Origin of the sequence: Lactobacillus sp. HBUAS51381 (genome assembly GCF_012641095.1) — a bacterium.
GTDB lineage: Bacteria > Bacillota > Bacilli > Lactobacillales > Lactobacillaceae > Levilactobacillus.
On the sequence record NZ_JAAVSC010000006.1, the window covers coordinates 57,716 to 82,327 of the forward strand.

At 41.5% G+C, this 24,612-nt stretch carries 23 protein-coding genes; 1 reads left to right on the forward strand and 22 read right to left on the reverse strand.

What is annotated here, in order from left to right; all coding sequences use genetic code 11:
• Positions 1 to 106: 106 nt before the first annotated feature.
• Both HEQ50_RS03430 and HEQ50_RS03435 read right to left on the reverse strand, forming a co-directional pair.
• Positions 107 to 1,093: a type II TA system antitoxin MqsA family protein gene (locus HEQ50_RS03430; RefSeq protein ID WP_168899134.1), complete on the reverse strand. Its 987-nt coding sequence runs from the start codon at positions 1,091 to 1,093 to the stop codon at positions 107 to 109.
• A gap of 15 nt (positions 1,094 to 1,108) precedes the next feature.
• On the reverse strand, positions 1,109 to 1,432 hold the full coding sequence (locus HEQ50_RS03435; RefSeq protein WP_168899135.1) for a type II toxin-antitoxin system MqsR family toxin: 324 nt from the start codon (positions 1,430 to 1,432) through the stop codon (positions 1,109 to 1,111).
• Between the two features lie 457 nt (positions 1,433 to 1,889).
• On the opposite strand from HEQ50_RS03435, the gene HEQ50_RS03440 reads away from it, so the two are divergent.
• Entirely contained in the window at positions 1,890 to 3,455 is a 1,566-nt protein-coding gene (locus HEQ50_RS03440) for a tyrosine-protein phosphatase (RefSeq protein ID WP_168899136.1), read from the forward strand.
• A gap of 167 nt (positions 3,456 to 3,622) precedes the next feature.
• Here the strand turns inward: HEQ50_RS03440 and HEQ50_RS03445 are convergent, their stop codons facing one another.
• The 20 genes from HEQ50_RS03445 to HEQ50_RS03540 all read right to left on the reverse strand — a co-directional run bounded on the left by HEQ50_RS03445 (position 3,623) and on the right by HEQ50_RS03540 (position 24,115).
• The gene (locus HEQ50_RS03445) at positions 3,623 to 4,669 is read right to left on the reverse strand and encodes an LCP family protein (protein ID WP_168899137.1); all 1,047 of its coding nucleotides are present in this window, start codon (positions 4,667 to 4,669) and stop codon (positions 3,623 to 3,625) included.
• 80 nt (positions 4,670 to 4,749) lie between these two features.
• Positions 4,750 to 5,589 carry a dTDP-4-dehydrorhamnose reductase gene (rfbD, locus tag HEQ50_RS03450; RefSeq protein WP_168899138.1) on the reverse strand — a complete coding sequence of 280 codons (840 nt, stop codon included), beginning with the start codon at positions 5,587 to 5,589 and terminating at the stop codon, positions 4,750 to 4,752.
• 21 nt (positions 5,590 to 5,610) lie between these two features.
• A complete protein-coding gene (rfbB, locus tag HEQ50_RS03455; protein WP_168899139.1) occupies positions 5,611 to 6,639 on the reverse strand; it encodes a dTDP-glucose 4,6-dehydratase in 1,029 nt (342 codons plus the stop codon).
• A gap of 11 nt (positions 6,640 to 6,650) precedes the next feature.
• Positions 6,651 to 7,232 carry a dTDP-4-dehydrorhamnose 3,5-epimerase gene (gene rfbC, locus HEQ50_RS03460; RefSeq protein WP_168899140.1) on the reverse strand — a complete coding sequence of 194 codons (582 nt, stop codon included), beginning with the start codon at positions 7,230 to 7,232 and terminating at the stop codon, positions 6,651 to 6,653.
• Between the two features lie 2 nt (positions 7,233 to 7,234).
• On the reverse strand, positions 7,235 to 8,104 hold the full coding sequence (gene rfbA / locus HEQ50_RS03465) for a glucose-1-phosphate thymidylyltransferase RfbA (protein ID WP_168899141.1): 870 nt from the start codon (positions 8,102 to 8,104) through the stop codon (positions 7,235 to 7,237).
• Between the two features lie 12 nt (positions 8,105 to 8,116).
• Positions 8,117 to 9,655 carry a lipopolysaccharide biosynthesis protein gene (locus HEQ50_RS03470; protein ID WP_168899142.1) on the reverse strand — a complete coding sequence of 513 codons (1,539 nt, stop codon included), beginning with the start codon at positions 9,653 to 9,655 and terminating at the stop codon, positions 8,117 to 8,119.
• Position 9,656: 1 nt separating this feature from the next.
• The gene (locus tag HEQ50_RS03475) at positions 9,657 to 10,727 is read right to left on the reverse strand and encodes a glycosyltransferase family 4 protein (RefSeq protein WP_168899143.1); all 1,071 of its coding nucleotides are present in this window, start codon (positions 10,725 to 10,727) and stop codon (positions 9,657 to 9,659) included.
• A gap of 18 nt (positions 10,728 to 10,745) precedes the next feature.
• Positions 10,746 to 11,690 carry a glycosyltransferase family 2 protein gene (locus HEQ50_RS03480; protein ID WP_168899144.1) on the reverse strand — a complete coding sequence of 315 codons (945 nt, stop codon included), beginning with the start codon at positions 11,688 to 11,690 and terminating at the stop codon, positions 10,746 to 10,748.
• A gap of 368 nt (positions 11,691 to 12,058) precedes the next feature.
• Complete coding sequence (locus tag HEQ50_RS03485) at positions 12,059 to 13,162, reverse strand: EpsG family protein (protein ID WP_168899145.1); 1,104 nt, start codon at positions 13,160 to 13,162, stop codon at positions 12,059 to 12,061.
• Positions 13,163 to 13,307: 145 nt separating this feature from the next.
• Positions 13,308 to 14,222: a glycosyltransferase gene (locus tag HEQ50_RS03490; protein ID WP_168899146.1), complete on the reverse strand. Its 915-nt coding sequence runs from the start codon at positions 14,220 to 14,222 to the stop codon at positions 13,308 to 13,310.
• 12 nt (positions 14,223 to 14,234) lie between these two features.
• Complete coding sequence (locus HEQ50_RS03495; protein ID WP_168899147.1) at positions 14,235 to 15,278, reverse strand: NAD(P)-dependent oxidoreductase; 1,044 nt, start codon at positions 15,276 to 15,278, stop codon at positions 14,235 to 14,237.
• Positions 15,279 to 15,283: 5 nt separating this feature from the next.
• The gene (locus HEQ50_RS03500; RefSeq protein WP_168899148.1) at positions 15,284 to 16,012 is read right to left on the reverse strand and encodes a 2-C-methyl-D-erythritol 4-phosphate cytidylyltransferase; all 729 of its coding nucleotides are present in this window, start codon (positions 16,010 to 16,012) and stop codon (positions 15,284 to 15,286) included.
• A gap of 10 nt (positions 16,013 to 16,022) precedes the next feature.
• The gene (locus HEQ50_RS03505; protein WP_168899149.1) at positions 16,023 to 16,910 is read right to left on the reverse strand and encodes a LicD family protein; all 888 of its coding nucleotides are present in this window, start codon (positions 16,908 to 16,910) and stop codon (positions 16,023 to 16,025) included.
• Positions 16,911 to 16,925: 15 nt separating this feature from the next.
• The gene (locus HEQ50_RS03510; protein ID WP_168899150.1) at positions 16,926 to 17,558 is read right to left on the reverse strand and encodes a sugar transferase; all 633 of its coding nucleotides are present in this window, start codon (positions 17,556 to 17,558) and stop codon (positions 16,926 to 16,928) included.
• Between the two features lie 13 nt (positions 17,559 to 17,571).
• Positions 17,572 to 18,501 (reverse strand): NAD-dependent epimerase/dehydratase family protein, encoded by a 930-nt coding sequence (locus HEQ50_RS03515; protein ID WP_168899151.1) that lies wholly within the window; start codon positions 18,499 to 18,501, stop codon positions 17,572 to 17,574.
• 249 nt (positions 18,502 to 18,750) lie between these two features.
• Positions 18,751 to 19,533: a tyrosine-protein phosphatase gene (locus tag HEQ50_RS03520; protein ID WP_168899152.1), complete on the reverse strand. Its 783-nt coding sequence runs from the start codon at positions 19,531 to 19,533 to the stop codon at positions 18,751 to 18,753.
• Positions 19,533 to 20,288, reverse strand: coding sequence for a CpsD/CapB family tyrosine-protein kinase (locus HEQ50_RS03525; protein ID WP_168899185.1), 756 nt, complete (start codon positions 20,286 to 20,288; stop codon positions 19,533 to 19,535). Before HEQ50_RS03525 ends, HEQ50_RS03520 begins: the two co-directional genes overlap by 1 nt.
• 10 nt (positions 20,289 to 20,298) lie before the next feature.
• Positions 20,299 to 21,096 carry a YveK family protein gene (locus tag HEQ50_RS03530; RefSeq protein ID WP_168899153.1) on the reverse strand — a complete coding sequence of 266 codons (798 nt, stop codon included), beginning with the start codon at positions 21,094 to 21,096 and terminating at the stop codon, positions 20,299 to 20,301.
• A 334-nt stretch (positions 21,097 to 21,430) separates the two neighbouring features.
• Complete coding sequence (locus HEQ50_RS03535; RefSeq protein WP_232842663.1) at positions 21,431 to 22,507, reverse strand: LCP family protein; 1,077 nt, start codon at positions 22,505 to 22,507, stop codon at positions 21,431 to 21,433.
• 195 nt (positions 22,508 to 22,702) lie between these two features.
• The gene (locus HEQ50_RS03540; protein ID WP_168899154.1) at positions 22,703 to 24,115 is read right to left on the reverse strand and encodes an amino acid permease; all 1,413 of its coding nucleotides are present in this window, start codon (positions 24,113 to 24,115) and stop codon (positions 22,703 to 22,705) included.
• Between the last annotated feature and the right edge of the window lie 497 nt (positions 24,116 to 24,612).

Genomic DNA, 24,612 nt, shown 5'->3' on the forward strand with positions numbered 1-24,612 from the left:
GAAAAGATGCACTAGCTGAAAAAAGCTGGTGCATTTTTACTTTTATAGCCCTCTGAAATCTTGGAACGGCGAATATAAAAACGCCCTCGCAGGAACGAGAGCGCTACTAGCCTTCATTTAAAATAGTGAGTGAATTCGCGTAGTCATACGAGATCAGCTCGGCATTCTCATTATCAATCCAAGCCTCTTCCTTGTGAGAAAAAGCAGCGATTGACTTGGCAGTCATATCCTTAAAGTGTTCCAATGTGTCACGCATAACTGCTAACTCTTCTTTTGAGAACAATGTCGCATTAAAGTCTGCGTTGGGCGCATAGTAGCTCCAATCATATTGACCCGCACTAATTTCCTTCTCAACGATAAGGTCAGCGCTCTCCATGGCGCCATACAACAAACTATATTGATCCGGAACAGGGCCGTGAGGGAGCCGCGCATAAGAAACCCCGCTTATTGAAACCGTGTTACGTGCAAAATGGGTAAAGTCCGCGTAAAACAGTAGTTTATTGAGTTTGGTTTTCGTCAGTTCTGGCACATTAATCACAAAGTATAAAACCATATTGGAAAACTTCTTCAAATCGAAAGCACTATATCCCGAAAATTCAGAGTAATTAATGTCCGTAAACAGTGCATTAATACCTTTTTCAATTAATTTCTTCGATTGTTCTACTCCGGAAGTGCCCACGTTTTCTTCAAACGCTGCCTTACCGCGTTCAGTCATTGCTTCCTTAGAGGTATCATACAACGGTTGTGCCACATCGGGATCTGTCTCTAAAGCCAACAGTATCTTGTTATTCGCTACTGAAGGCAATGAACCCGTTTCATAAGTGGCAATGGTCGTCGCGCTCCACCCTAATAGGGTAGCGAAGTCTCTTTGACTTAAACCAAACGAATGACGCACCCTTTTAATGCGTTCAGGAGAAATGATGCCATGATTTCCCCGATATTTATCGAATGCACTTAAGATTGCTTGATTATCAAGCTTTTCATCGAATACTTGTTCACCACTATCTACGTCAAATCGGGCACTCGTCACAACGTCAACCTTTTCTCCACGGATAGTGTAGGTCTCATCTATCGGCTTTACTTCCGTTCTCATTATTATCGCCCCCTATTAGTCGTAAATCGTTTCATGAAAGGAAATGACCTTGGCATGTCCATTCATGAGTTTTAATTTTATGTATAACCGCTTTTCAGTTTCGCCATTTTTGTAGAAAACCCACAAGTATTCACCGGGTCTGTCCCTATCTCGTTCCGGTCCCTTAACGTAGTCACCAGGCGTCAATTTCATGAGTACAATTTTAATTGATTCGGGCGTCAATTCGGTTACCTGAGCGTATGCCACTCTGCGTTGAACAATTTCCCAGTCACCATGACTGAGGGCCTTTTTAAAGTCTTGCAAGAATCGTCGAATTGTCGCTTCACTAGCTGAACCCATGGCTATCCTCCACACTTATGTCTACGCTTATCATATCATTGCTACAAATTTGTAGCAAGAATGACGAATCAACAAAATGTTTAAGTTTGGTTCCACGCAATTAATAAAAGTCGCGCTCCTAACTGGACGGCACTAAATGTAACTTTTAAAATGCCAGACATTCCTGATAAACCATGGTGTACGGGCAATGCTGGAACTAGCGATTCAATCTCAGTAAAGTTCATCTAAGCTGTTATCCATTTTTTAATCGGCAAGATTCTATTTTGCGTGATCACACTGCTCGCTTCTGTATCACTTCCCTAGTGTGCGTGATACCGCCACCAAAAATATACTCATATTACCATCTTTTTGCAGCTTTACAAAATTAATACAGAAAATCTACACCCCCGCTACATTCGCCTGGTAATCTAGTGGATGTGTTAAAAATTACGGACCTAACTAGGAGGAGTCATCACAAATGTATCGATCAACTATTGTCAAATCACTAAGCCTCGCCGGAGTCGTTCTCTCACTGATGAGTGTGGGTGTTTCAAGCGCTAGTGCCGCCGTTAACACCCAAGCACCACTGGCCACCGAAACACGCACCACGGGAAACCGGTCATCCAATAGCCAGACCGATCCAATCGCTGCAGACCCCATCATCCAGTCTCGCCTGACCAAAGACGAAATGGCCGAACAAGTTGCCCTGTACGGCGACGTTAACGATACCCTGGTGAAGTTAGCCGGTACCAAGAACACACGGGACATCGGCGGTTACAAGACCGCTAACGGTCAATGGCAAATCCGTCACAACCGCCTACTGCGTTCCGATAACTTAAACAAGATCAACAACAACGATAAGAAGATTCTATCGGCCGACCACCACGTGACCTCCATCGTTGATTTCCGGACGAACGGACAGATCAGCAGTCTGCCTAACCAGCAAATTGCTGGCGTTGACAACACGAGCATTTCAATTCTGGGCGAAAAGGCCTTCACCGATGGCAGCGCGCTGAGTGAAGAGTTTGCCGGCGACGGCGGCTTCTACGTTCAACAACTGGAATTCGGCCAATCGGCGGTTCAGGGCTACGGCCGCTTCTTGAACATGTTGCTACAAAACAACTACGCCACCCTCTACCACTGTTCATCGGGTAAGGACCGGACCGGGATCGCCACGGTGCTGATCATGTCGATTCTGGGAATGGATGAAAAGACCATCACCAACGACTTCATGCAGTCCTACCAAACGGGCCGAACGGTTAAGGCATCCTGGCTCAAGGAATACTTCCGTGAAATCAAGTCGCGTTACGTGACGATGAACCGCTATATCACCAACGTTATCGGCTTCTCACGGCCCCAACAAGAGAAGCTGCGTTCCATGTACTTAGTCTCAACGGATGGCACCAATACCGCCTATCAAGAAGGCGATCAGGTCAAACCAGATCCTGTTCCAGCACCAACGAAACCAACGACGCCGGGAACATCAACACCAGGAACAACGGCACCAACAAAACCAACTACCGACCCGGCTAAGCCATCTATTCCAGCACCGGGAACAACAGCACCAACGAAGCCAACGACTGACCCAGCTAAGCCGTCTACTCCGGCACCAGGAGCCACGACACCAACCAAGCCAACTAAGCCGGTGCCAGCCCCTGCCCCTAACCCGACGCCACTTAAGCCACTCCCCGTCCAAGCACCAGTAACGGGACAAGCGTCGGATACGGCCACGGCACATAAACCGCATAAGGCAAAGAAGGTTAAGGGTAAGATTACTTCAAGTAAGAAGTTGCGTACCAAGTATACCTACCGTCTGAAGTCAAACAAGCAGCTATTTAAGGACGCCCATCTGCAAAAGTCCCTGGGTCATACCAATAAGAAGCACAAGAAAACCACTTGGAAACTGACTAACGTTGAACGTATCAAGATTAAGGGTAAGACCTACACCTACTACAAAGTTAAGGATCATGCCGGTCATAAGGGCTGGATTCTGAAGTCTAACGTGTTTAAGGTTAAGTTGCATCAGGCGAGTCACCGCGGGTAATCGCAGATCAAATTTATTGCTTTAGCAAAATGGTGTTGATGGAGAAAATCCGTCAACACCACTTTGCGTCCATTCCATCTTCCTATCAAAAAAGCTCAGTTCTAAACGAACTAAGCCCCTCACCACATCATCAACCGTAGTCAACGAAGCAGAATATCTTATAACGATTAATAGCCATACCCGTAGCTGTCACTACTGCTAGAAGTTGAGTTTGTCTGACTAGTAGAACTGCTACTTGACTTACTCGTATCGGTAAATGTCGCGATAGTCCCGGTCTTCTTATAGGACAGTCCTAAACCATTACGAATGAAGTTCGTGACCCGTTGCAATTCAGACTTCTTCATAACTTCCATACTCTGATCGTTAAGTTCCTTACCAGTCCCTTGAAGATGAGTTTCCTTAGTCGTCTTCGTTGCGGAACGATAATTCTTAGCCAACTTGGTCAAATCATCAAAGGTTAAATCAGTCTGGGTTTGTGCTGAAATGGAATCAATGAAGCTTTGGTTGAGCAGCGTTGAAATTGAGCCGCTCTGATGAACCAATGCGGTTAAGACCGAACGTTGACGCGTCTGACGACCGTAGTCACCTTTAGGATCATCATATCTCATTCGAGAATACGCCAAGGCTTTCTTACCATCCATATGGGTTTTTTGACCTTTTTTAAAGGTATAGCCTGAGTACTTGAAAGATAGTGTTGGCGTAATATCGACACCACCGACCTTATCAATGACTTTCTTCATTCCACCCATATTCACCAATGCATAAAAATCAATTGGAACGTTGAGCATTTGTTGAACGGTCTTAATCGTTGTCTTCGACTGTCCCCAGGCATAAGCGGCATTAATCTTGGACGGAGCTTCCTTGGTGTAACTAGGGATACTAACGGCCGTATCACGGGGAACGCTCGTAATTGTTGTTTTATTAGTTGATGGATTTAAGGTAATAATCATCATGCTGTCCGTCCGTCCTCGATAATTTCTACCCAGGGCCCCAGTATCTGTACCTAACAACAAAATTGACACTGGTTTTTTGTCATTCAATTGTTTATTCACATCTCGTTCTTTAGTCAGCCCTGAGGCCTTAAAGGAACTGTTTACTGAATTTTTTACGTTACGGTAACGAGACATACCATATGCTGCGCCACCAACTAGCAGTAACAAAATAATTAAAATTATTGTATTACGTAAAGTGTGCCGCTTTCTTCTACGTTGCATCTTTGTTAACCGTCCTTTCCTACCCCTAAAAGTATAAGCAATCTGTCAATCAAGAATGTATATCCGATGTAATTAAGGATTTACAGGTTTTTTAAGAACTTTTGTAAAGCCTCCTGCCAAGTAATCACATGGAAGTCAGTTGCTTTTACTTTTTCCAAACTCATCACAGAATGTTTAGGCCGGTACGCTTTCTGTGGAAACTGAGAAGAATCTACCGGATGAATCGTAACGTATTGATCCTTTAAAATCTCACTGGCAAATTCAAACCAAGAGCAAGAATTATCATTCGACAATTGATAAAGTCCATATTCAACCTGATTCTCAATGACGTAATTCATAAACTCTGCCAAAGTCTTAGTCCAAGTCGGACGACCTACTTGATCATTTACAACCGATAACTCTTCGTGTGTCTCGGCTAGTTTCAGCATCGTGTAGACAAAGTTTTTCCCATACTCGCCGAACACCCATGAAGTTCGAATAATATAGTACTTACTCATAATTTGCTGAACCGCTTGTTCACCCTGATATTTAGCTAACCCATATTGGTTTTTAGGGTTCGCCAAATCAGCTTCTGTGTACATACCGGAATTGGTCCCATCAAAAACATAATCCGTACTAATATAAACTAAGGTTGCCCCTACTCGTTCTGTAGCATTGGCTAGGTTACGGGTACCGTTAACATTCACAAGCTTATTAACAGTCTTTCCAGGTTCGTCTTCGGCTGCATCAACAGCCGTATAAGCCGCACAATCATAAACTAGCTCTGGCTTTTCGCGTTCGAAGTAACTATCCACTGCTTCAACGTCCGTAATATCTAACTGCGCTGAACCTGCGGCTAGATAAGTGATTCCTTTTGAATCGAGCAAATGTCGTAATTCGGTACCTAATTGACCATTAGCTCCCGTTATTAAAATTTTCATCTAATATATCCTCGCCATTCTTTATTGGCCATTTTCAGCATACTTAGCCTCGACCTCAGCCTTTTCAGCCTTCCACCAATCTTCATGACCTCGGTACCAGTCGATTGTGTGCTGGAGTCCTTTTTCAAAATCAGTGAATTCTGGTTGCCAACCTAACTCAGTCCGCAACTTTGTAGAATCAATCGCATATCTTAAGTCATGGCCTGGCCGGTCCTTGACGTGATCGTAAGCATCTTTTGGTTGACCCATTAACTTCAAGATCAGCTCAAGAACAGTCTTATTGTCTTTTTCACCATCTGCACCAATCAGGTAAGTCTCGCCAATCTTGCCTTTCGTCAAAATAGTCCAGACAGCTCGTGAGTGATCATTCGTATGAATCCAGTCACGAACATTCTTTCCTGAACCATACAGCTTGGGACGAATACCACTTAAAATATTAGTAATTTGTCGTGGAATGAACTTCTCAATGTGTTGGTAAGGACCATAATTGTTGGAACAATTTGAAATTGTCGCTTTAAGGCCAAACGAACGAACCCACGCTCGAACTAACAAATCTGAGCTGGCTTTAGATGAAGAATAAGGGCTACTAGGCCGATAGGGGCTATCCGGCGTAAACTTCTCACCAACGCCCTCTCCATGTCCAGGAAGGTCCTCACGAAGCGGCAAATCCCCATAGACCTCATCAGTTGAAACATGGTGGAATCGCACATCATACTTACGACAAGCCTGAATTAACGTATAAGTTCCCACGATATTCGTTTGAATAAATGGCGAGGGATCAATTAGGGAATTATCGTTATGGCTCTCAGCAGCGTAGTGTACAACCGCATCCGCCTTCTGAACTAATTTGTCGACCAACGATGTATCGCAAATATCACCAACGACTAATTCAACTCTGTCTTCAGGTAAACCCGCTAGGTTAGCTCGGTTCCCGGCATACGTTAGTTTATCCAAAACCGTAACATGCACTTCCGGATGATTCTCAACAACGTAATGAACGAAGTTAGACCCGATAAAACCAGCACCACCGGTAACAATTAAGTTCTTCATGCTAATCCTCCCTAGATTTCGCCGTAAACAAACGGATTATTCTTTTCGAATTCAGTAAATGTTGGTTGGTTCGCATCTTTTTCGGATGTAATCGCTTGGTCAAAATCAATTGGCCATTGAATCCCCAATTCAGGCGTCTTAAACGAGAAGCCACCGTCGGCTTCAGCATCATAGTAATTGTCACATTTGTACAGGAAGTTAACGTTATCTGTCAAAGTCACAAACCCATGAGCAAATCCCTTAGGAACTAGCAATTGACGATGGTTACTTTCAGAAATAATGTAGCCTTCCCATTGCTTGTATGTAGGTGAACCTGCACGAACGTCGACAATCAAATCTAACACTGCACCAGTGACAACCCGGATCAACTTAGTTTGAGCTGCCTTTCCACGTTGAAAGTGAAGGCCACGTAGAACACCCGCATCAGCTGACAAGGACTGGTTGTCTTGAATAAAGTCAAAGTCAATTCCAGCCTTTTTTAAATCGCGATCAGAGTAAGTCTCTGTAAAGAATCCTCGCTTATCACCAAAAACTGCTGGTTCAATAATCTTTACATCTTGCAATTTTGTTGTCGTTACTTTTAATTTTCCCATAACTATTCCCTCCCAATTAGTCTAAGCAAATACTGTCCGTAATCATTTTTCTTCAGTGGCTGGGCCAACTCATAAACCTTATCTGCATCAATATAACCCATCCGGTAAGCGACTTCCTCCAGACAAGCAATCTTCAAGTTTTGACGTTTCTGAACCGTGGCAATGAAACTACTTGCTTCTTGAAGTGAGTCATGAGTACCCGTATCCAACCAAGCAAAACCACGCCCCATAAGTTGCACATCAAGCTCATCTCTCTCAAGATAAACCTTATTAATATCCGTGATCTCCAGCTCACCCCTAGCAGACGGCTGGAGATGTTCAGCAATATCTACAACTTGATTGTCGTAAAAATACATACCAGTAACGGCATAATTACTTGCTGGATGCTTAGGCTTTTCAACAATTGATTTAGCATGCATATTCTCGTCAAAATCAACAACGCCAAAGCGCTCCGGATCGTTTACGTGATAGCCAAAAACCGTCGCCCCTCTCTCCTTCTGACTAGCTTGCTGAAGGAGCTTTGATAAACCACCACCATAATAAATATTGTCTCCCAAAATCAGACAAACAGAATCGTTACCTATGAACTCTTTACCAAGGATGAAAGCTTCCGCTAAACCATTAGGTTCACTTTGAACTTTGTATGAAATATTCAGTCCAAGATTACTACCATCGCCAAACAATCCTTTAAATCTAGGTGTATCAGCCTTAGTTGATATAATAAGTATATCTTGAATCCCAGCGAGCATTATGGTTGACATTGGATAGTAAATCATTGGCTTATCATATATTGGAATTAGCTGTTTTGAAATTGCACGAGTAATCGGATATAACCTCGTTCCTGAGCCTCCAGCTAAAATAATACCTTTCATATATTCTTCCTCCTATTTTAATAACTTTTTTTTGAACTCACTAAACTTAATTAATCCTGGCCAGAAAAAGTTGGTTATAACTATCAGCAGTACAATTCCAACAAATTCACATCCCAATGTTACAGCTATACTCAGGAAAATCTTATCATAATTAATAACACTCACGATATAGGAAACACCGACAAGAGTAACTAACCCAATGATGACATACAATATGTTTAAGAGCATAAATCTTGATAGTTTGTCTCGAAGTCCCCATCTAAACACAATTAGCGGTTCCCACCATAAATTAACCAATACGTTACTCGATATTGTTCCGATAAGAACTGCCGACACTTCCAAATTAGTGGTACACAATAACAAAACCGAAATAAATAAATTCACAATTGATTCAAGAATCGGTTTATATCGTTCATACCAATATAGTCCATACGCATTGGTATAGGTTATTATTGGTTGCCGCAGTCCTTGCAGATAAAAATTAAAAGCAATGAGCAGTAACGGCAATTGTGTGTAAACGTACCTTTCCCCTACCCAATATCGTACAAACGTAGACGAAAACGCTGTAAATCCAATTGCCGCAAAGAAAATCAATAATGCACTTAAAAAATAATATTTATAAAATACTTTAACTTTTCGAGTTTTACTCTTTTCAACTACTGCTAAGTTTCCAATTGAGGAAGCAACTGCAGAAACAGCCTGATTTAAAACATTCGTGAGTCCCGTTATTATCAATGTGTAGTTTGAGTACACCCCAACCGAAGTTAGTCCTACAAAATAAGACAACAAGATGTTATCCGTTCCATTAACCACAATGCCACCAGCTTTTGCAGATAGCATACCCAGCACATTTTTCTTAAAAAAGTTCATTGTTGACTTGTCAATTCTTTCAGACGGATAATCCAAAAGATATGGATAGAGCCTATCAACGACTCTTGAAACTCGCAAATTTGAAATAATCATAAAGATCAATTGAATGATTAAATACAAATAATAGCTTGAGTATAATAATAGGCCCACAATTTGAAGAATTTGTTGAATCAAACTATATCCAACTGTATTCAAAGTATTTAAATACCCTTGCTGATTAGCTATCAATAGTGTTCTTTTATAACTAACCAGATATGATGCAACAGTACTAGATAATGACAACGCAAATGCGATATAGATATTCACAAAATTGGTCGATTGATCGTGTATTAGATGGGGTAAAAATGGCATGACGCATAATCCACCCAAAAAAACTACCAAGGCAATGTACCTGTACCATCGTTTGAAATGTACCATTAAAGCTGCAATTTGGCCATGATTATTACTAGCAAGTGGCTCATATAATGCGAAGGTCACTGCGGAACCAATTCCCAACTCAGCAAAGTTAAGAAAGCTTAATACATTCACAAATAATCCATTTAGTCCTAGAAATTTTTGCCCAAGCACATGTATGAAAAATGTCCGGGCAATAAATTGTGCAACTAATGTTAATATTTGACCCAGACTAGCTATGCTACTATTTAGCACCGCAGCATGTGTTCTAGACAATTTTCTATGCATATTACTCTTCTCCGTTAAACACCTTTTCTAATAAATCAGAAGAATTCTTAATATTAAACTTATGCAAGTCTTCTTCAGCCTTATTAGCTAATTTGACCCTCAAACTATCTTTTTCTAATAACGAAACAATACTGTCCTTAAAATCATCTAAATTATTTGGATCAACTAAAAGTGCATTGCTCTTATCTTTTGCGTAATCCAACACTCCTCCAATCCTGCTAGAAACTAAAGCAGCTCCCGATGCCATCGCTTCCATCCCAGTTAAGCACCACCCCTCCAATAGTGAGGGCAATAAGTATACTTTTGATTTTCCATAAATATCATTTCTAAGTGCTTCTTGAGTTGGCATCTGATAATAGGTGATATAATCCGGCAGGTTATCTGGCTTATCAAATACTCCAAATAACTTTACATGCAAATCAGGAATTTCCTTTTTAACTGCGCTTAAGACTTTCAACCCAAATGCAACATTCTTTTCCGGTAATTTATGAAAAAGCATGGAAACTATGTTCTCCCTTGCCTCAACACCTTGACTGTCGTAAAATACCTTTTCATCTAAAAAGTTAGGCACAAAATATATCTTATCATCTGTATACGTATTCACCACGTCATCCAACCACTTTGAAATTACAATTTTAGTTAGTGGTAGTTTAAACGTATTATTCACACGATTTACGTCATCATATGCCCATGTTTCATAATTTTGAATAAAATAAAACTTGTTTCCATAACTCGCATCCAAATTAGCAACGACTGGGGCCGTTTGCACCGCCGTTGCCACAATCACATCCGCTTTCGGAAAGTCTGATTCAAAAATAACATTAAAATGCAATTCCACTCTTGAATCTAATTTAAACCAATTGAGTTTTGTACTTTGACCATGTGTGATTCTCTTCCTTTCTCGCGAAATCCAAGCCCGCAGATTAGACACTCGTTCCGGGTATAAATTGTTCAGAAAACTTATCGAAACAGAATTTCCTCTTTTAACTAATTCATTTGCATACTGGAACACTACCTTAAATCCGCCAATAGGCTTATTACCATTCTCAGGTAAGACAAAGTTTATCTTCATAACCTTTACAACCCCCATCTAGTAAAATACTACCAAGAAAATCAATATTTTTAATTCCACAAATCGCCAAAAAGATTTATAATCACGCACAATTAGTAGTGCCTTAGAGACGGGATTATTGGTTTTCCAAAAACTAAGAGCAGACGTTAATATCTTTTGATTTTTCCTTGTGACTTCATTAATATCAATAACCGATTTCATGATAGAGAGATCCGTGAAACATCGCTGCATTGCACGTCTTCTATATTTGATATCAGTAACAGGATGGCGTTTTGTTTTTGCTCCAAGTACATTGTCTCCATGCTGACGATAGTTGACAGTTGTATCAGGTAAAAAGCGTAAGTTATCGTAACTAACTGCAATAAGAGCACAGAATGAGTCATGCATCCTTATCTTTTTAAATTGTTTGTCTTTCACTTTAATAGCCATATCACGGAGATCCTTATTAATTGCAAATGCAGCTCCAGTTACTCTTGATTTGAAAGTAAGGAAGGCCAAATCTCTAACTTCATTATATCCCCACCCATTTAACCCCATCATTGTATTCCCGGTATCTTTATTATTTGAATCAACAATATTCAAATCAGAATAGACTCCACATGGCTTTGTTTCATCCGCGCGATTAAACTCATCTAAAAAGCATCGTATCTTACTAGGATGCCAAACATCGTCTTGATCGCAGAAAAAGTAATAATCCGCAACTGTCTTTTTTAAAAGAGTCAAAAAAGACAGTTGTACCCCTAGATTCATTTCATTCTTCTCTTCAAGTACTTTGATATTCTCGTAATTATTAGCATAATCATCTAAGATTTTTCTTGTTTGATCGCTTGAACCATCATCTCTACAATAAATACTTAATGCATATTTACTAGTATCAAGGTCCTGATTAAGAAGACTTTCTATTTGCTCTGCAATAAATTTTTCTCCATTGTAGGTTGACATAATAACTGCGATTTTCTTCAAAAGCTACTCCCTCTTTTAAATCTTAGTCTACTAGAGCCTTGTTTTTAATCTCTTCAATGAATTATCACAATAGATGAAGCTGAAATCCAGCAGCTTATTTAATTACATTGAACGGAACAAAACACCCCTTATTACTGGCAAAAACGCAGACACATTGGTCTGTACCCTACTTGTAAATATTGGGTTTAAAATTTCGTACTACCATTCAAATCAAGCTCAACTTTATTTAGTGATATCGTTCGAAGCTTCCAATCTATATAACCTTCTGTACGATAATTAACCATAAATCGCCTTACTACGATCTGCAGAATGAAACGAATACTTTTACACCATATCTGGAGGCTGGCACTGAAGAATTACAAAACAAATTACCTAACAATTTTCATCAAATATGGTATTGTTCGAATAAAGTCATCACCCCAGATATAATTGTAGGTGAACATACTAACCAAACACGTTAGTATTATTAAACTCGTTAAAATCCATTTATTTTTATACATTCTCTTGTTTTCTGAAAATATTGCAATAGATAATATTACAAATAAAAATCCTGCCCTTTGAATTCTAGAATAATCCACTGCCAGAAAAAGTAAGGGCACACATAGGAACGTCATGGTAGCACCCGTATATAACACGCTTAACTTCTCGTCCATGAAGGAATCAGATAATAATCCACCACGCAATCTAAACGTAGTCAGTAAGCCTAGAAAACTGGTAAATAAAATCAAAAAAAGTTTCCTAATAGTGGTACCGTATGTATATTGTCCTGATATTTTATCAGCTAGATTCCCTCTACTACCAATCAAAATACTCATTTTTGTGAGTATATTAATAAATTTACCTGTTCCCATTATAAGAACCATTAACATTATAAATGCGGTCAACGCAAAGACAGCCACCAAACTATACTTATATGCTTTTGGGGATAAGGTCTTAGAAAGAACTCTTAGTAAGACTATCAATAAAAAAACGTAACCAATCGATTGAAATTCTGCCGCTAATAAAATAAAGAAAACAGAAATCATACAATTTTTAAGATTTAGTCTAATTAAAAAAGATGATCCCAAAATCACTAATGATACCATCATAAAGTTTCTAACCTGCGTAGCATCAATAAAAAAAGCAGTTATTCCATACAAGAAAACGAAGATAGCTACATTTGACGTAAATCGTACGACGCCAATATATAATATAATTGATGCAAGTATACAGAAGAGAACCCTAAAGTCTAAATAACTCCATCCTCTATTAAAAAAAAAGGAACTCAAATAACTGTATCCACGCTCAAAATACAATCCGTTATTAGAATTAGAATAGACCATTTGATACGTGTCATAATCAGATGTAGTAGCAGGGTCTGCTGAGCCTGCTAAATAACCCAATATCAATATACCAAACAGTCCAACTAATTTTGATCGCTTTTCAACTAATTGATACAGCAATTGAAATAATTCAGAAAAGATAAATAACATACTTTCCCCCCTGCTCACAAAATGCCAACCAAAGTGTGTTCATAACGCGCAATGCCATTTATAAGTCAAGTAACGAGCTTCAACTCAAAACATCTGAAGAATACTGTAGAACTCGAATCATACGCCAGATAACCTATTTTTTTAATTACAGGGTTCCAGCTCCTACTCTGTATTTTATCTGCAATGTTTTTCTAAAGCCTGTTGCTTTAAATTTTGGACTAAAAAACAACTCAAGCCTATATAGAAAATTAGACTTATACCCTGCAATTAGATGTAACAATTTCTTATCCCTATCACTTAACTCATCACTATACCCATCCAAGATTTGTTCAGCTCTATGCGAGAATACATTTTTAGGATTCTTTTTGTACCGTTTATATCTCACCCAAAGTGTTGGAGCATTTACACTTTCACTTTTTCCAAACCCCGTAGCCGTACCCGCATGTCTTCTATAAAGGATATGTGATCTTTTATCATACACCACCCCACCCATTAAGTTTCCAAGTGCCATAACATATGCGTCATGGTTAGTTTCCTGTGTGACTCTGTGTTTCCTTAATAAGCTCAACATTTGACTATTGAAAACCATCGTGGCGCCCACTCCATACCCATTAAGAAAACATTCCGGCATTTTTAAAGATGGTTCGAAATCTTGTGAAAACCTATTTCCGATAACTGTTTCATTATCCGTCATTGTTGTTACATTTGAGTGGTAAACCATTGGAATATTTTTTTTCAACATCCCAACCGCTGTCATTAACTTGTCTGCCTTCCAAATATCATCTTGATCTGAAAATGCATAGTACACTTCGGAGCTAAATCTTACTTTTTCCAAAAGTGTCATAAAGCTCTTTCTCCAACCAATATTATGGCCTGATATGACCGTTACATTATCCAACCTACTAAATTTATCTAACACAGCTAGAGTCTTATCATGAGATCCATCATCACGAATTAAAATTTCAACATTAACACCCTTCTGGTCTAAAATACTCCTCATCTGCTGTGAAATATAGAATTCACCATTATAAGATGACATCATTACCACAACTGTTACCATATGTCTTCCTCTCTATGCTTCAACTTCCTTAAAACTCTCTATTGTTCTTGCAATCATTTCTTTTAACCCAAGTGTTGGCTTCCATCCAAGCTTTCGCAACTTATCTGAGCTCAAATGTAAATTCACTTTAGGAGCATATCCCATTGAATTTTTAGGAATATCAATTTCCACCTTGCCATTTCCATACTCATTAGCAATTAACATTGCTAACTGCTTTATAGAAACATTAGTCTCTTCGTTCACAACATTATAAGCATTGCCAGTTACCCCCTCCATCATAACCAACAGCAATGCTTCAATAGTATCTCTCAGATAGCAATAATTTCCTTGTGAACTACCATCTGTATGTAAGACCAACGGGCTACCACTTAAAGAGCTTCTTATAAACTGAGCAAATACTCGACTGTCCTTTACTGAAACACCTGGTCCAAAGGTCTGAGCTAACCTCGCACTAACAACTGAAATCCCACGTTCACTTGAATACGCGTTTCCCAAAAATTCACATGCTCTTTTAGCCTCTGGATAACCATTTCTGATCACTAATGGGTCAACATACCCCAAATCTTTTTCATGCGATAGGCCTTCAACAAACGGCTGACCATAAATTTCCATCGAAGATAAATATACCACTTTTGCTTTCTGAAGTTCCGCGAGTTCCAAAACATTTCGAAAACCTATCAATTGTGTTTCAAAGGCCTCAATTGGATGCTCAATCAACCCCAATGAATCTGTCACTGCAGCCGCATGATAGATAAAATCCACCTTTTCTATCTTGTCTTTAAAAGGTTCTCTAACATCTTGAAAAATAAAACGTACTTTCGAATTTTCACTTAAATCGCCATAAAGTTCGTCTACTTTATTTTTATTTCTCACCAATGCAATAATAGAAACATCTAACTTTAGTTTACTATTAGCCTCTATAAATGTCCGAACTAAGACGTGCCCCACCAATCCTGTAGCTCCAGTAATTAGAATGCACTTACCTCTGAATTTTTCAATTAAATGAAGATCATGACAAATAATATAGTCAATATCTTTTGCTAACATTGTTTGCATTCTCTCTATCCTCCAAATACTTGTTCATTCATCCTGGCATCCATAATTGCCTTAAAAATATAAAAGTCAACTGGTGTCGTCACCTTTATATTGTTTGTTTTACCTAAAACAGTATGCAATTCACAACCATACGTTTGCATCATTGTTGCTGAATCTATAAAACTAAGATTCTCATCATTTTTTGCCTCTAAATATGTACGCCAAAGTTTGTCCAGCCTGTAACTTTGAGGCGCACGTGCCATAAGACAATCGTCTCTATTCAACAGCTTAGAAATTTTACTATTTGTAGAACTAATTGCAATTGTTTCAATAGCCGGCACAACAGTAATAGCAGATCCATAAATTTTAACGTCTTTAATATTACTGTTGATAGTCTCTTGATCCACTAATGGCCTAACCCCATCATGCAACAAAACATACGTATCCTTACCATTCACAACTAGATTCTCTTTGATATATCTTACACCGACAAATTGTGATTCCAGCGCCGAAGAACCACCTGTTAAAATCTTTTTGACTTTTTTCAAACCAAATAAATCAATTTTTTTTCGCAAATATTCTTTCCAACCACTGACACAAACAACAATAATTCCATCTACATTATTGTTCATCTCGAATTGTTCCAATGTATATATAATGATCGGTTTGTTATTTAGCTCTAAAAATTGCTTGGGAAGTGCGCCATTATTCATTCTTCTACCCACCCCACCAGCAAAAACGATGGCATAATTCATTTACTATCACCTATTTCTTTTTATCTAAGTAGTATTTACCCTTGTAAATCATGTATGAGTTATTCGTATCAATAAGTGCTGTGTGATGTTTTGCTTTTCTTTTTTTAGGATCAGGAAGTTCCATATAGTTTCCAAATATCAATTTTAAATAATTATCGTAACCAACTGGAACAGGCATTTTTGTATCTTCAAATTTCTTATCAATGGTTGTCTCAAACCACGAAGATTCAAGTGGTCGATAAATTGCAGAAAGACCGGTCACTAGTTCTACCATTTTCGGTGTTCCTATTTTAGAGTATCTTACCATTCTCTTTTCGCATCCACGCCAAATTTTATACCTTAGCTTATTACTTCTGATTAGTGCTAATGGAAGCCACGTCAAAAAGTGAAGAAGTTTCCCCTGATTCTCTGGCAATCTTTGATTGATAAAAATCGAAAAAACAATTGCATTCAAACGTTGGCATGTTCGCGCAACAAAACCATCTGCCAGATGGTCCATTGGAATGATATCAACCGCGATCCCCTGATTGACATCTTCTTCTTTGGTCCGAAAATTAATAAAAGTGGTTTGATCATCATTAATTGTCATTGCTGCATGTCTATAGTTATGCTCACTGTCTGATCGACATAGACTATATTTTGTGCTTTCAGAATAGTCCCGCCAGTTAGCATACAATTTTTCATAATCTTCTCGGGGCATAAACACATCAACGTCGTCATCCCAGGGAATAAAACCGCCATGTCGTATCGCCCCAATACTACTTCCTCCACCAAGAAAAAACTTTAGATTATTTGCAACACAAATCTTTTTTAAGTATTTTAATATTTCAAGCTCTTTATTTTGTAGAGCCTTCATTTGGCTTGGTGTTGCCCGCTCTAAATTCTCAATTACTACCACTTATTATTCTTCTTCCTATCTCGCACCGTCACCTGTAAACACAACTTTTATAGTCGCCCAAAATACATAAAAATCCATAGAAAAGCCAAAGTGATCAATATAATATCTATCCAATTTAGCCTTTTGGCCTGGATTAATATCATATCCACCATTTACCTGGGCATAACCGCTCAGACCAGGCTTTATTCGCAAACGTTGCTCAAACCCAGGATACTCGTGTGCAAATTCTTCAGTAAACTCTGGTCTTTCTGGACGAGGACCAATTAGACTCATATCTCCCTTAATTACTGATACTAACTGAGGCAATTCGTCAATTCTAACCTTCCTTATGAAACGACCAACCTTAGTAACCCGGGAGTCTTCTTTATCAGCCCATTTTGCTCCCGACTTTTTTTCTGCATTCTGGTACATGGATCTTAACTTCCTAATTCGAATAATTTTACCGCCAAGACCTACTCTATCTTGCGTGTAAAACACACTACCAGGTGTCTCAATTCTAATTGCAACCATTGCGACAAAAACTATCGGTAAAGTCACAATAAATAAAATAATTGCAGCTATTATATCTAGTAACCTTTTAACCGGAATGTAATCACTTTTAATTGCTCTTATACTACCAAAACTAAACGCTTCTGTTCTATGTTCCATGCCAGTTCAACTCCTATAAGAAATTCCAATACCGACGTAATCCTACAGTGATAGGTACCATCGCCTCATATCCCAGATTACTCAATCGTGTGACATCTGCTACTGAGTATTTGATATCACCTTTTCGTGGATCTTTATGCACAACAGTAAGCTTTTTTTCACTCACTTTTTCAAAAATACTAATTACTTCGTTCAAATCTGTACTAATTCCAGTAGCAACGTTATAGACATATCCATTAGTATTCTCAGAACGAATAAGTAGCATCAATGCTGCAACAACATCATCAATATACACAAAATCTCTCGTTTGCTCTCCATCACCAAAAACATTGAACGGGCTTCCCGATGACAAACAGTCCGCAATGATCGATAGGACTCCTGAATATGGTGATTTAGGATTCTGTTTCGGTCCATATACATTAAAAAAGCGTGTGGCAACAGTATTTATGCCATACAGCTTTCCATAATTAATAACGAAACGTTCTGTAGCATACTTATCAATCGCATATGGTGACAATGGATTAATACGACTCATCTCGCCTTTAGGAAGTTGTGGATCATCGCCATAAACAGCAGCCGATGACGTGAATAAAACTTTTTTCGGTTTTAAATTATTTTTCCTGATTACTTCTAGCAAAAAAACATCCGCATCTTGATTAACGCGATGTGTACTATATGGATGAACAACTGTATCAGCTACGCTAGCAACAGCTGCCATCAAAAATATATATTCAAACTGCTCTCTCACTAATAATTTTTCCATAAAGTCAAAGTCAATAATTGATCTTTGAAAAAAATGAACATGTTCAGAACGAGGTAAATTGCTACGCTTTCCCATTGACAAATCATCTACAACATAAACTTCACAATCTTTTTGTACAAGCTTATCTACTAAATTAGAACCAATAAATCCGGCCCCACCTGTTACTAAAATTTTTTCCAATTTTAAAATCACACCTACTTTGCACATCTTTTTTTGAAACTAATAGATTTTACGAACCGTGTAATTCGTATCGAAATAAATATTCAAGTTCCATCCTAACAATATTACCCAATCCCGGAAAACTTGAACAGTGTTAACTTGTAATAATGCACTTACAACCTTGATTCAATATGTAGTGACACCAACGAAATATCGTAGTGCCGATAATTAACTTTTTAAACTAATGTGTAACTCATCACACATACCTTTTTAAAACAACCAGAACTTTCGTTTCTTTTTGATTGTTGAAATTCTGACCATTCGTGATATCGTGACATCATCCCCATTAATAATCGCTTTAGCATTATCGTTAAATGTCTTTGCTTGCTGCTCACCAGCTTGCTCAACCAGTTTATTGAACGCCGCATCCATCAAGAAACGGCGACCCTTAAAGTTATGGGCATCGGAAGCAAACGCAAACCCCAAGTTGGCGTTAATAATCTTAGCCGTTAAACTCTCAACACTCTTCCCAAACACACCGAGGTAAGAGCTATCCGTGAGCTGGGTCAAACAGCCCATTTCAACAAAATCATACAAACGATCTGGGTCCTTTTGGAAGCCATGATTTCGCTCCGGATGGGCAATCACCGGGGTAATCCCTCGGGCTTGCAATTCAAAGATCATGTCTTCCGTATATTCTGGAATCCCACTATGCGGTAATTCCAGCAACAGATACCGACCACCTTCGTCCATAAACAGGATATCGTCTGCCTCAATTGCCTTCAGCAGATCACCGGTCAGATGAACCTCCTGCCCGGGAAATACCGTTAGCGGAATATCAGCCGCCTCTAACGCGCCCTGAAACGCCGCCGTCTTCTTTAGCACATCCGCTTTATGGTTCAGGTACATGCCATCCATGTGGTGTGGCGTCACCAGAATATGGGAAATGCCTTGTTGAACTGCAACTCGGGCCATGGCTAACGACATATCCAAGTCCTTCGACCCGTCGTCGACGCCCGGTAGAATGTGACAATGCAGATCAATTAATCCCATTACTTACCTTCCGTTCCATAATAACCACCGTAGTTCCCGCCATAATAGCTCCCACCGTAGTAGCCTTCAGACTTCTGGGCCGTCACCCGGTTCATGATGGCGCCCAGAATGTTCGCGTGAACAGTTTCCAACAACTGCTTAGCCCGGCGAACCCCATTCTTATCGGCGATCCCTTGCGGAACGACCAGAATGGTCCCATCCACCTGAGCGGCCAGCAGCTGCGAGTCCGTCACGGTATTGACCGGTGGGGCATCGAAGACGATCAAGTCGTATTGGCCCTCTAGTTCCTTAATCAGCGTCTTAATGCGCTCGCTGCCGAGCAATTCCGCCGGGTTAGGTGGAATTGGCCCACTACTGATGACATCTAAGTTGTCAATAATCGTCGGCTGGATAATGTCCGTCAATTGAAGATTGCCGGACAGATAATTCGTCAGGCCCGCGCGATTGCTAACGCTAAAGGACTTGTGAACCGTGGGCCGTCGAAGATCGGCGTCCACTAGAATCACCTTAGTGCCTTGATCGGCCCACGTGACGGCCATGTTGTTACTGACCGTAGACTTTCCTTCGGAGGGTTCCGACGACGTGAATAGGATGGACTTCAGATCCCGCCCAACTGAGGAGAACTGTATGTTCGTCCGCACCGTCTTAAATTGCTCTGCAATCTGTCCGGTAGGATTGGTATAGGTAACTAGCCCCACACCATACTTCAGACTCGTATCGTCTAACTTTTTCTTTCTACGCTTAAACCAAGCCATCTGCATTCACCTACACCCTTCTATGCCGTTGTCGTGGTTCGATGCCATCCCGACCATCCGTCACCAATACATCCGGCTCTGAATGATGGAAATGACCGATTCGCTTCTTAACTTCGGCTTGATCAATTTCACTGATAATTCCCAGACCGGTTAGCCCGAGTTCATCCGTTAGGAAGCTTTCGGTCGTCACAGTTCGATCGGTGACTTCTCTGATAAAAGCCAACACAATGCCCAGTAACAGGCCAGCTACGATTCCAATCAATAGATTCAACGTCTTCTTGGGACTTACGGCATGGTAGCTTGGCATCGCGCGGGATACGATAGACACGTTATTCACGCTCATCATCTTCACAACTTTTTGTTTGAAGACCTTCGCTGTCTCATTGGCAATGGCCGCTGCCGTCTTGGCATCCGTCGCCTTGACCGTTACGGAGAAGACCTGCGAGTTGGTCTCATTACTGATCTTCAGCGCTTTCCTAATGGCGTCCATGGATCCCGGATAACCCGGATAGCCGCTCACCGTTTTGTTAACGGTCGTGAGAACCGTAGGACTGGTAATAATGTCTTTGTATGTACTAATCATCTGGACATCGGCCTGTACCTGTTGGAGTTGGGCCCCCTGATTCGCCTGCGAAAGCTTCCGGTTAACCAGAATTTCCGTTGTCGACTCGTACTTGGGCGTCATCACGAAGAAAGTGGCAAAGACGGCGACTAAGAAGACCACCACCGTTGTGATTCCAATCATTTTGATGTGTTTCCGCAGAATTCCCATGATCTGCATCAAGCTTACTGTTTGTTCTGACTCCATACTTTCCTCCAATGTCGCAGTTTGTTTATTAGACTTACTATGTTTCACGCCAAACGAATAGACCGTTAGAAATAATATCACTACTAGTAGTTAACTTCAAGAACATCTTTTAAGTTAATTTTAAGTTTTGACTAATGTTGGCGATTTTTTACTAAATTTCACTCTCATATTATACCTTAGTCCATTGCCCACAATTAATACATTCTCATTACGTTTTTTCTGTTACATTTTGAGAATTTTTTTGAAATTCGTTCGTTGTTTTTCTACAGTAACAAAAAGGCACTACCGCAATGAATTCTTGCAGATAGTGCCTGGTCTAAACCTTTAATTCACGTTAATAGTTTCCGTTTGGACCGCCGGTATCTTGTCCCGTATTACCGGTGGTGTTAGCGTTATCAGTCGCCGTGGCGCTGGTCGTTGTGGAACCCGTCGCACTCATATCAGCAATGGAACCGGTCTTCTTATACGCCAGTCCCAACCCGTTCCGGATATAATTTGTGACCCGCTGTAGTTCGGATTTCGACGCGACCTCCATACTCTGACTGTTGATGGTTTCGCTGGTCCCCTGCAGGTGGGTGGTCTTGATGTGCTTAGTGGCCGCTAGGTAATTCGTAGCCAGCGCCGTCAAATCATTGAAGGTTAAATCGGTCTGCGTCTGCTTGGTCAATGAACTGATAAATGATTCATTGAGTAGCGTACTTACCGATCCCGACTTCGCCAATAGGGCCATGATAACCTTGCGTTGCCGCGTTTGCCGGCCGTAGTCGCCCTTGGGATCATCGTCCCGCATTCGGGCGTAGGCCAGGGCCTTCTTCCCGTTCATGTGGGTCTTGACGCCCTTCTTGAACGTATAACCGCCGTAGCTAAAGCTCAGGGTCGGTGTCACGGTGACGCCGCCAACCTCGTTAATGATCTTCTCCATGCCGCCCATGTTGATGATGGCGTAGAAGTCAATCGGCACATTTAGCATGCTCTGCACGGTCGTAATCGCCGTCTTCGATTTGCCATAAGCGTAGGCCGCATTGATCTTGGAGACGCCGTAATCCTCGTAGCCGGGAATCGTCACCGCTGTATCGCGGGGAATACTGGTAATCGTGGTCTTATTGGTCTTGGGATTGATGGTCACCACCATCATGCTATCCGTGCGCCCGGAGAACGTCCGGCCCAACGCCCCGGTATCGGTTCCCATCAATAGGATTGAGATCGGCTTCTTCCCTGAAAGCTGTGTGTTGACGTTACGTAACTTCTTCGCGCCAGACGCCTTGTAAGAGGTTTTGACCGTGTCCTTGATACTCTGATACTTATGCATCCCGTACGCCGTTCCCCCCGCTAACAACGCGAGAATCAGCACGATAAAGATATTGCGAATCGGATGCCGTTTCTTCCTTGCTTTGTGTCGTGGTTCCATCATGGTTTGTCTTGACCACCCTTCCAGCCACCCGTGAACTTACCGGATGGTGTTCATTTTTTCTCTGCTTAACTGACTCGTCCATTATAGGGACCTTTTCTTAACACTTCCTGAGTCCATTACATTCTTAATAAAAAACAAAACGTTGCCGTCTCTGCAGCAACGCTTCGATGTTTGGCTTTACATTTTAAGTTCACCCTAAGCCGTCTCGCGCCGCACCCGACTGTGATGGTAGCCGTAGCTGACGTAAACGATCAGGCCCAGCACCACCCAGATGCCAAAGGCTTCCCAGGTAAATGGCTGGAGCTGCGTCATCAGGTAGACGCAGGCCAGGAAGGATGCAATCGGCAGGACCGGATACCACGGCACCTTGAAGGACGTGTCCATATCCTTGAAGCGCTCATCGTGACGTAGGAAGACGATGCCTAAAGACACCATGGCAAATGCCGACAGCGTCCCGATGTTGACCAGCTCGGCGATCTTATCGATTGGAATAAAGGCCGCGAAGACGCTGGCCACGATGCCGAAGATCCAGGTATTGGCCACCGGCACGTGGGTCTTGGGATGGAGCTTCTTGAGCGACGCCGGCAACAGGCCGTCCCGGCTAATGGCGAACAACAACCGTGTGCCCCCGTAGGACATGACGATTAGCACTGTGGTCATCCCCACGATTGCCCCAAAGGAGATCACGCCGGCCGCCCAGTCCTGATGAATCAGGTTAAGGGCAAAGGCCACAGGATCGGCCACGCCTAATTTGGTATAGTGGACGACCCCGACCAACACGGCGGATAGGCCAATGTAAAGCACGGCCGCCACCAACAGCGACGAGATAATCCCGATTGGCATGTTGCGCTTGGGATTCTTGACCTCTTCACTGGCCGTCGACACGGCATCGAACCCGATGTAGGCGTAGAAGGCCACCGCGGCCCCCTTGAAGACGCCGTGGGTCCCAAATGGTAGGAACGGGCGGTAGTTGGCCGGCTTCACGTAAAAGATGGCAATGGCGATGAATAGAAGAATCACTAAAATTTTAACAATGACCATAATGTTATTAATGCGGGCCGACTCCCGAATGCCCTTGGACAGCAGCGCCGCCACCAGCATCGTAATCAGGAGGGCGACGATATCAATGCCCCCACCCTTGACGCCAGCGGTTCCGGCCGCGGCCTGGAAGAACGCCGGTAATTTAATCCCGAAGCCGCCCATGAGGTTCTGGAAGTAAGACGACCAGCTCACGGCCACGGACGACACGGCAAAGAGGTACTCGGAGATTAACGCCCAGCCCAAAATCCAGGCCACGAATTCGCCGAATACGGCGTAGACATAGGTATAGGCACTCCCCGCCAGCGGAATCGTCGACGAAAACTCTGAATAACACAGGGCCGCCATGGCGCAAACAATCACCGCAATGACGTAGGAGAGCATGACGCTCGGCCCGGTATAGTTGGCGGCAATCAGCCCGGGCGTGATAAAGATCCCGGAGCCGACGATCGCCCCAATTCCCATGGTGGTCAGACTGAACGCGGTTAAGGTCTTCTCCAACCCCGTTTTCTTGTACAAGTCGGTCTGCACCTGCTTCTTGATGAATAGTTGTAGTGGCTGTTTGGCCATTGCGACTCCTCCTTCCGCCCATATAATGAGAATTTGATAAGACTAATTATTATAGTCTAATTTTTGTTAGGTAGAATGTCAAGGTGAAATTACCGGTGAAACCGCATTCTGTCGGGATTTCACGCTATTTTTCGCTGACTCGGACCACCACTTTGGCAAATCACGAGATTCACAGAACCCACCAGCCATCGGTGACACGTCCGTTTATCCTGGCTTAAAATTTTTGACCGGGTCCGACGCCAGATTTACCGCGGGTTTCTCCCCGGTCGCACGACTAAATTCTCGTGAAATTCTAATTTTCTTATTTACAAATTTGAAAAAGGTGCTAGGATTAAGCCCATAAGATAAAAAACGGAGGAAAGACGAGTACGGTTAGTCAGCCTGCCAGTGAGTTGGGACCTAGTGCAAACCCAATCAGTGCCTGACTAGTCGGAATAACACTTTCTTAGTTGCTTCCTGAAACGCGTGAGCGCGGTAGGGTTAGCCGTCAACCGGTA

What these genes read in the sequence shown, in the direction of transcription:
- HEQ50_RS03430 (WP_168899134.1), bottom strand. Translation starts at nt 1,093, where the DNA reads ATGAGAACGGAAGTAAAGCCGATAGATGAGACCTACACTATCCGTGGA.
- HEQ50_RS03435 (WP_168899135.1), bottom strand. Translation starts at nt 1,432, where the DNA reads ATGGGTTCAGCTAGTGAAGCGACAATTCGACGATTCTTGCAAGACTTT.
- HEQ50_RS03440 (WP_168899136.1), top strand. Translation starts at nt 1,890, where the DNA reads ATGTATCGATCAACTATTGTCAAATCACTAAGCCTCGCCGGAGTCGTT.
- HEQ50_RS03445 (WP_168899137.1), bottom strand. Translation starts at nt 4,669, where the DNA reads ATGCAACGTAGAAGAAAGCGGCACACTTTACGTAATACAATAATTTTA.
- rfbD (WP_168899138.1), bottom strand. Translation starts at nt 5,589, where the DNA reads ATGAAAATTTTAATAACGGGAGCTAATGGTCAATTAGGTACCGAATTA.
- rfbB (WP_168899139.1), bottom strand. Translation starts at nt 6,639, where the DNA reads ATGAAGAACTTAATTGTTACCGGTGGTGCTGGTTTTATCGGGTCTAAC.
- rfbC (WP_168899140.1), bottom strand. Translation starts at nt 7,232, where the DNA reads ATGGGAAAATTAAAAGTAACGACAACAAAATTGCAAGATGTAAAGATT.
- rfbA (WP_168899141.1), bottom strand. Translation starts at nt 8,104, where the DNA reads ATGAAAGGTATTATTTTAGCTGGAGGCTCAGGAACGAGGTTATATCCG.
- HEQ50_RS03470 (WP_168899142.1), bottom strand. Translation starts at nt 9,655, where the DNA reads ATGCATAGAAAATTGTCTAGAACACATGCTGCGGTGCTAAATAGTAGC.
- HEQ50_RS03475 (WP_168899143.1), bottom strand. Translation starts at nt 10,727, where the DNA reads ATGAAGATAAACTTTGTCTTACCTGAGAATGGTAATAAGCCTATTGGC.
- HEQ50_RS03485 (WP_168899145.1), bottom strand. Translation starts at nt 13,162, where the DNA reads ATGTTATTTATCTTTTCTGAATTATTTCAATTGCTGTATCAATTAGTT.
- HEQ50_RS03490 (WP_168899146.1), bottom strand. Translation starts at nt 14,222, where the DNA reads ATGGTAACAGTTGTGGTAATGATGTCATCTTATAATGGTGAATTCTAT.
- HEQ50_RS03495 (WP_168899147.1), bottom strand. Translation starts at nt 15,278, where the DNA reads ATGCAAACAATGTTAGCAAAAGATATTGACTATATTATTTGTCATGAT.
- HEQ50_RS03500 (WP_168899148.1), bottom strand. Translation starts at nt 16,012, where the DNA reads ATGAATTATGCCATCGTTTTTGCTGGTGGGGTGGGTAGAAGAATGAAT.
- HEQ50_RS03510 (WP_168899150.1), bottom strand. Translation starts at nt 17,558, where the DNA reads ATGGAACATAGAACAGAAGCGTTTAGTTTTGGTAGTATAAGAGCAATT.
- HEQ50_RS03520 (WP_168899152.1), bottom strand. Translation starts at nt 19,533, where the DNA reads ATGGGATTAATTGATCTGCATTGTCACATTCTACCGGGCGTCGACGAC.
- HEQ50_RS03525 (WP_168899185.1), bottom strand. Translation starts at nt 20,288, where the DNA reads ATGGCTTGGTTTAAGCGTAGAAAGAAAAAGTTAGACGATACGAGTCTG.
- HEQ50_RS03530 (WP_168899153.1), bottom strand. Translation starts at nt 21,096, where the DNA reads ATGGAGTCAGAACAAACAGTAAGCTTGATGCAGATCATGGGAATTCTG.
- HEQ50_RS03535 (WP_232842663.1), bottom strand. Translation starts at nt 22,507, where the DNA reads ATGATGGAACCACGACACAAAGCAAGGAAGAAACGGCATCCGATTCGC.
- HEQ50_RS03540 (WP_168899154.1), bottom strand. Translation starts at nt 24,115, where the DNA reads ATGGCCAAACAGCCACTACAACTATTCATCAAGAAGCAGGTGCAGACC.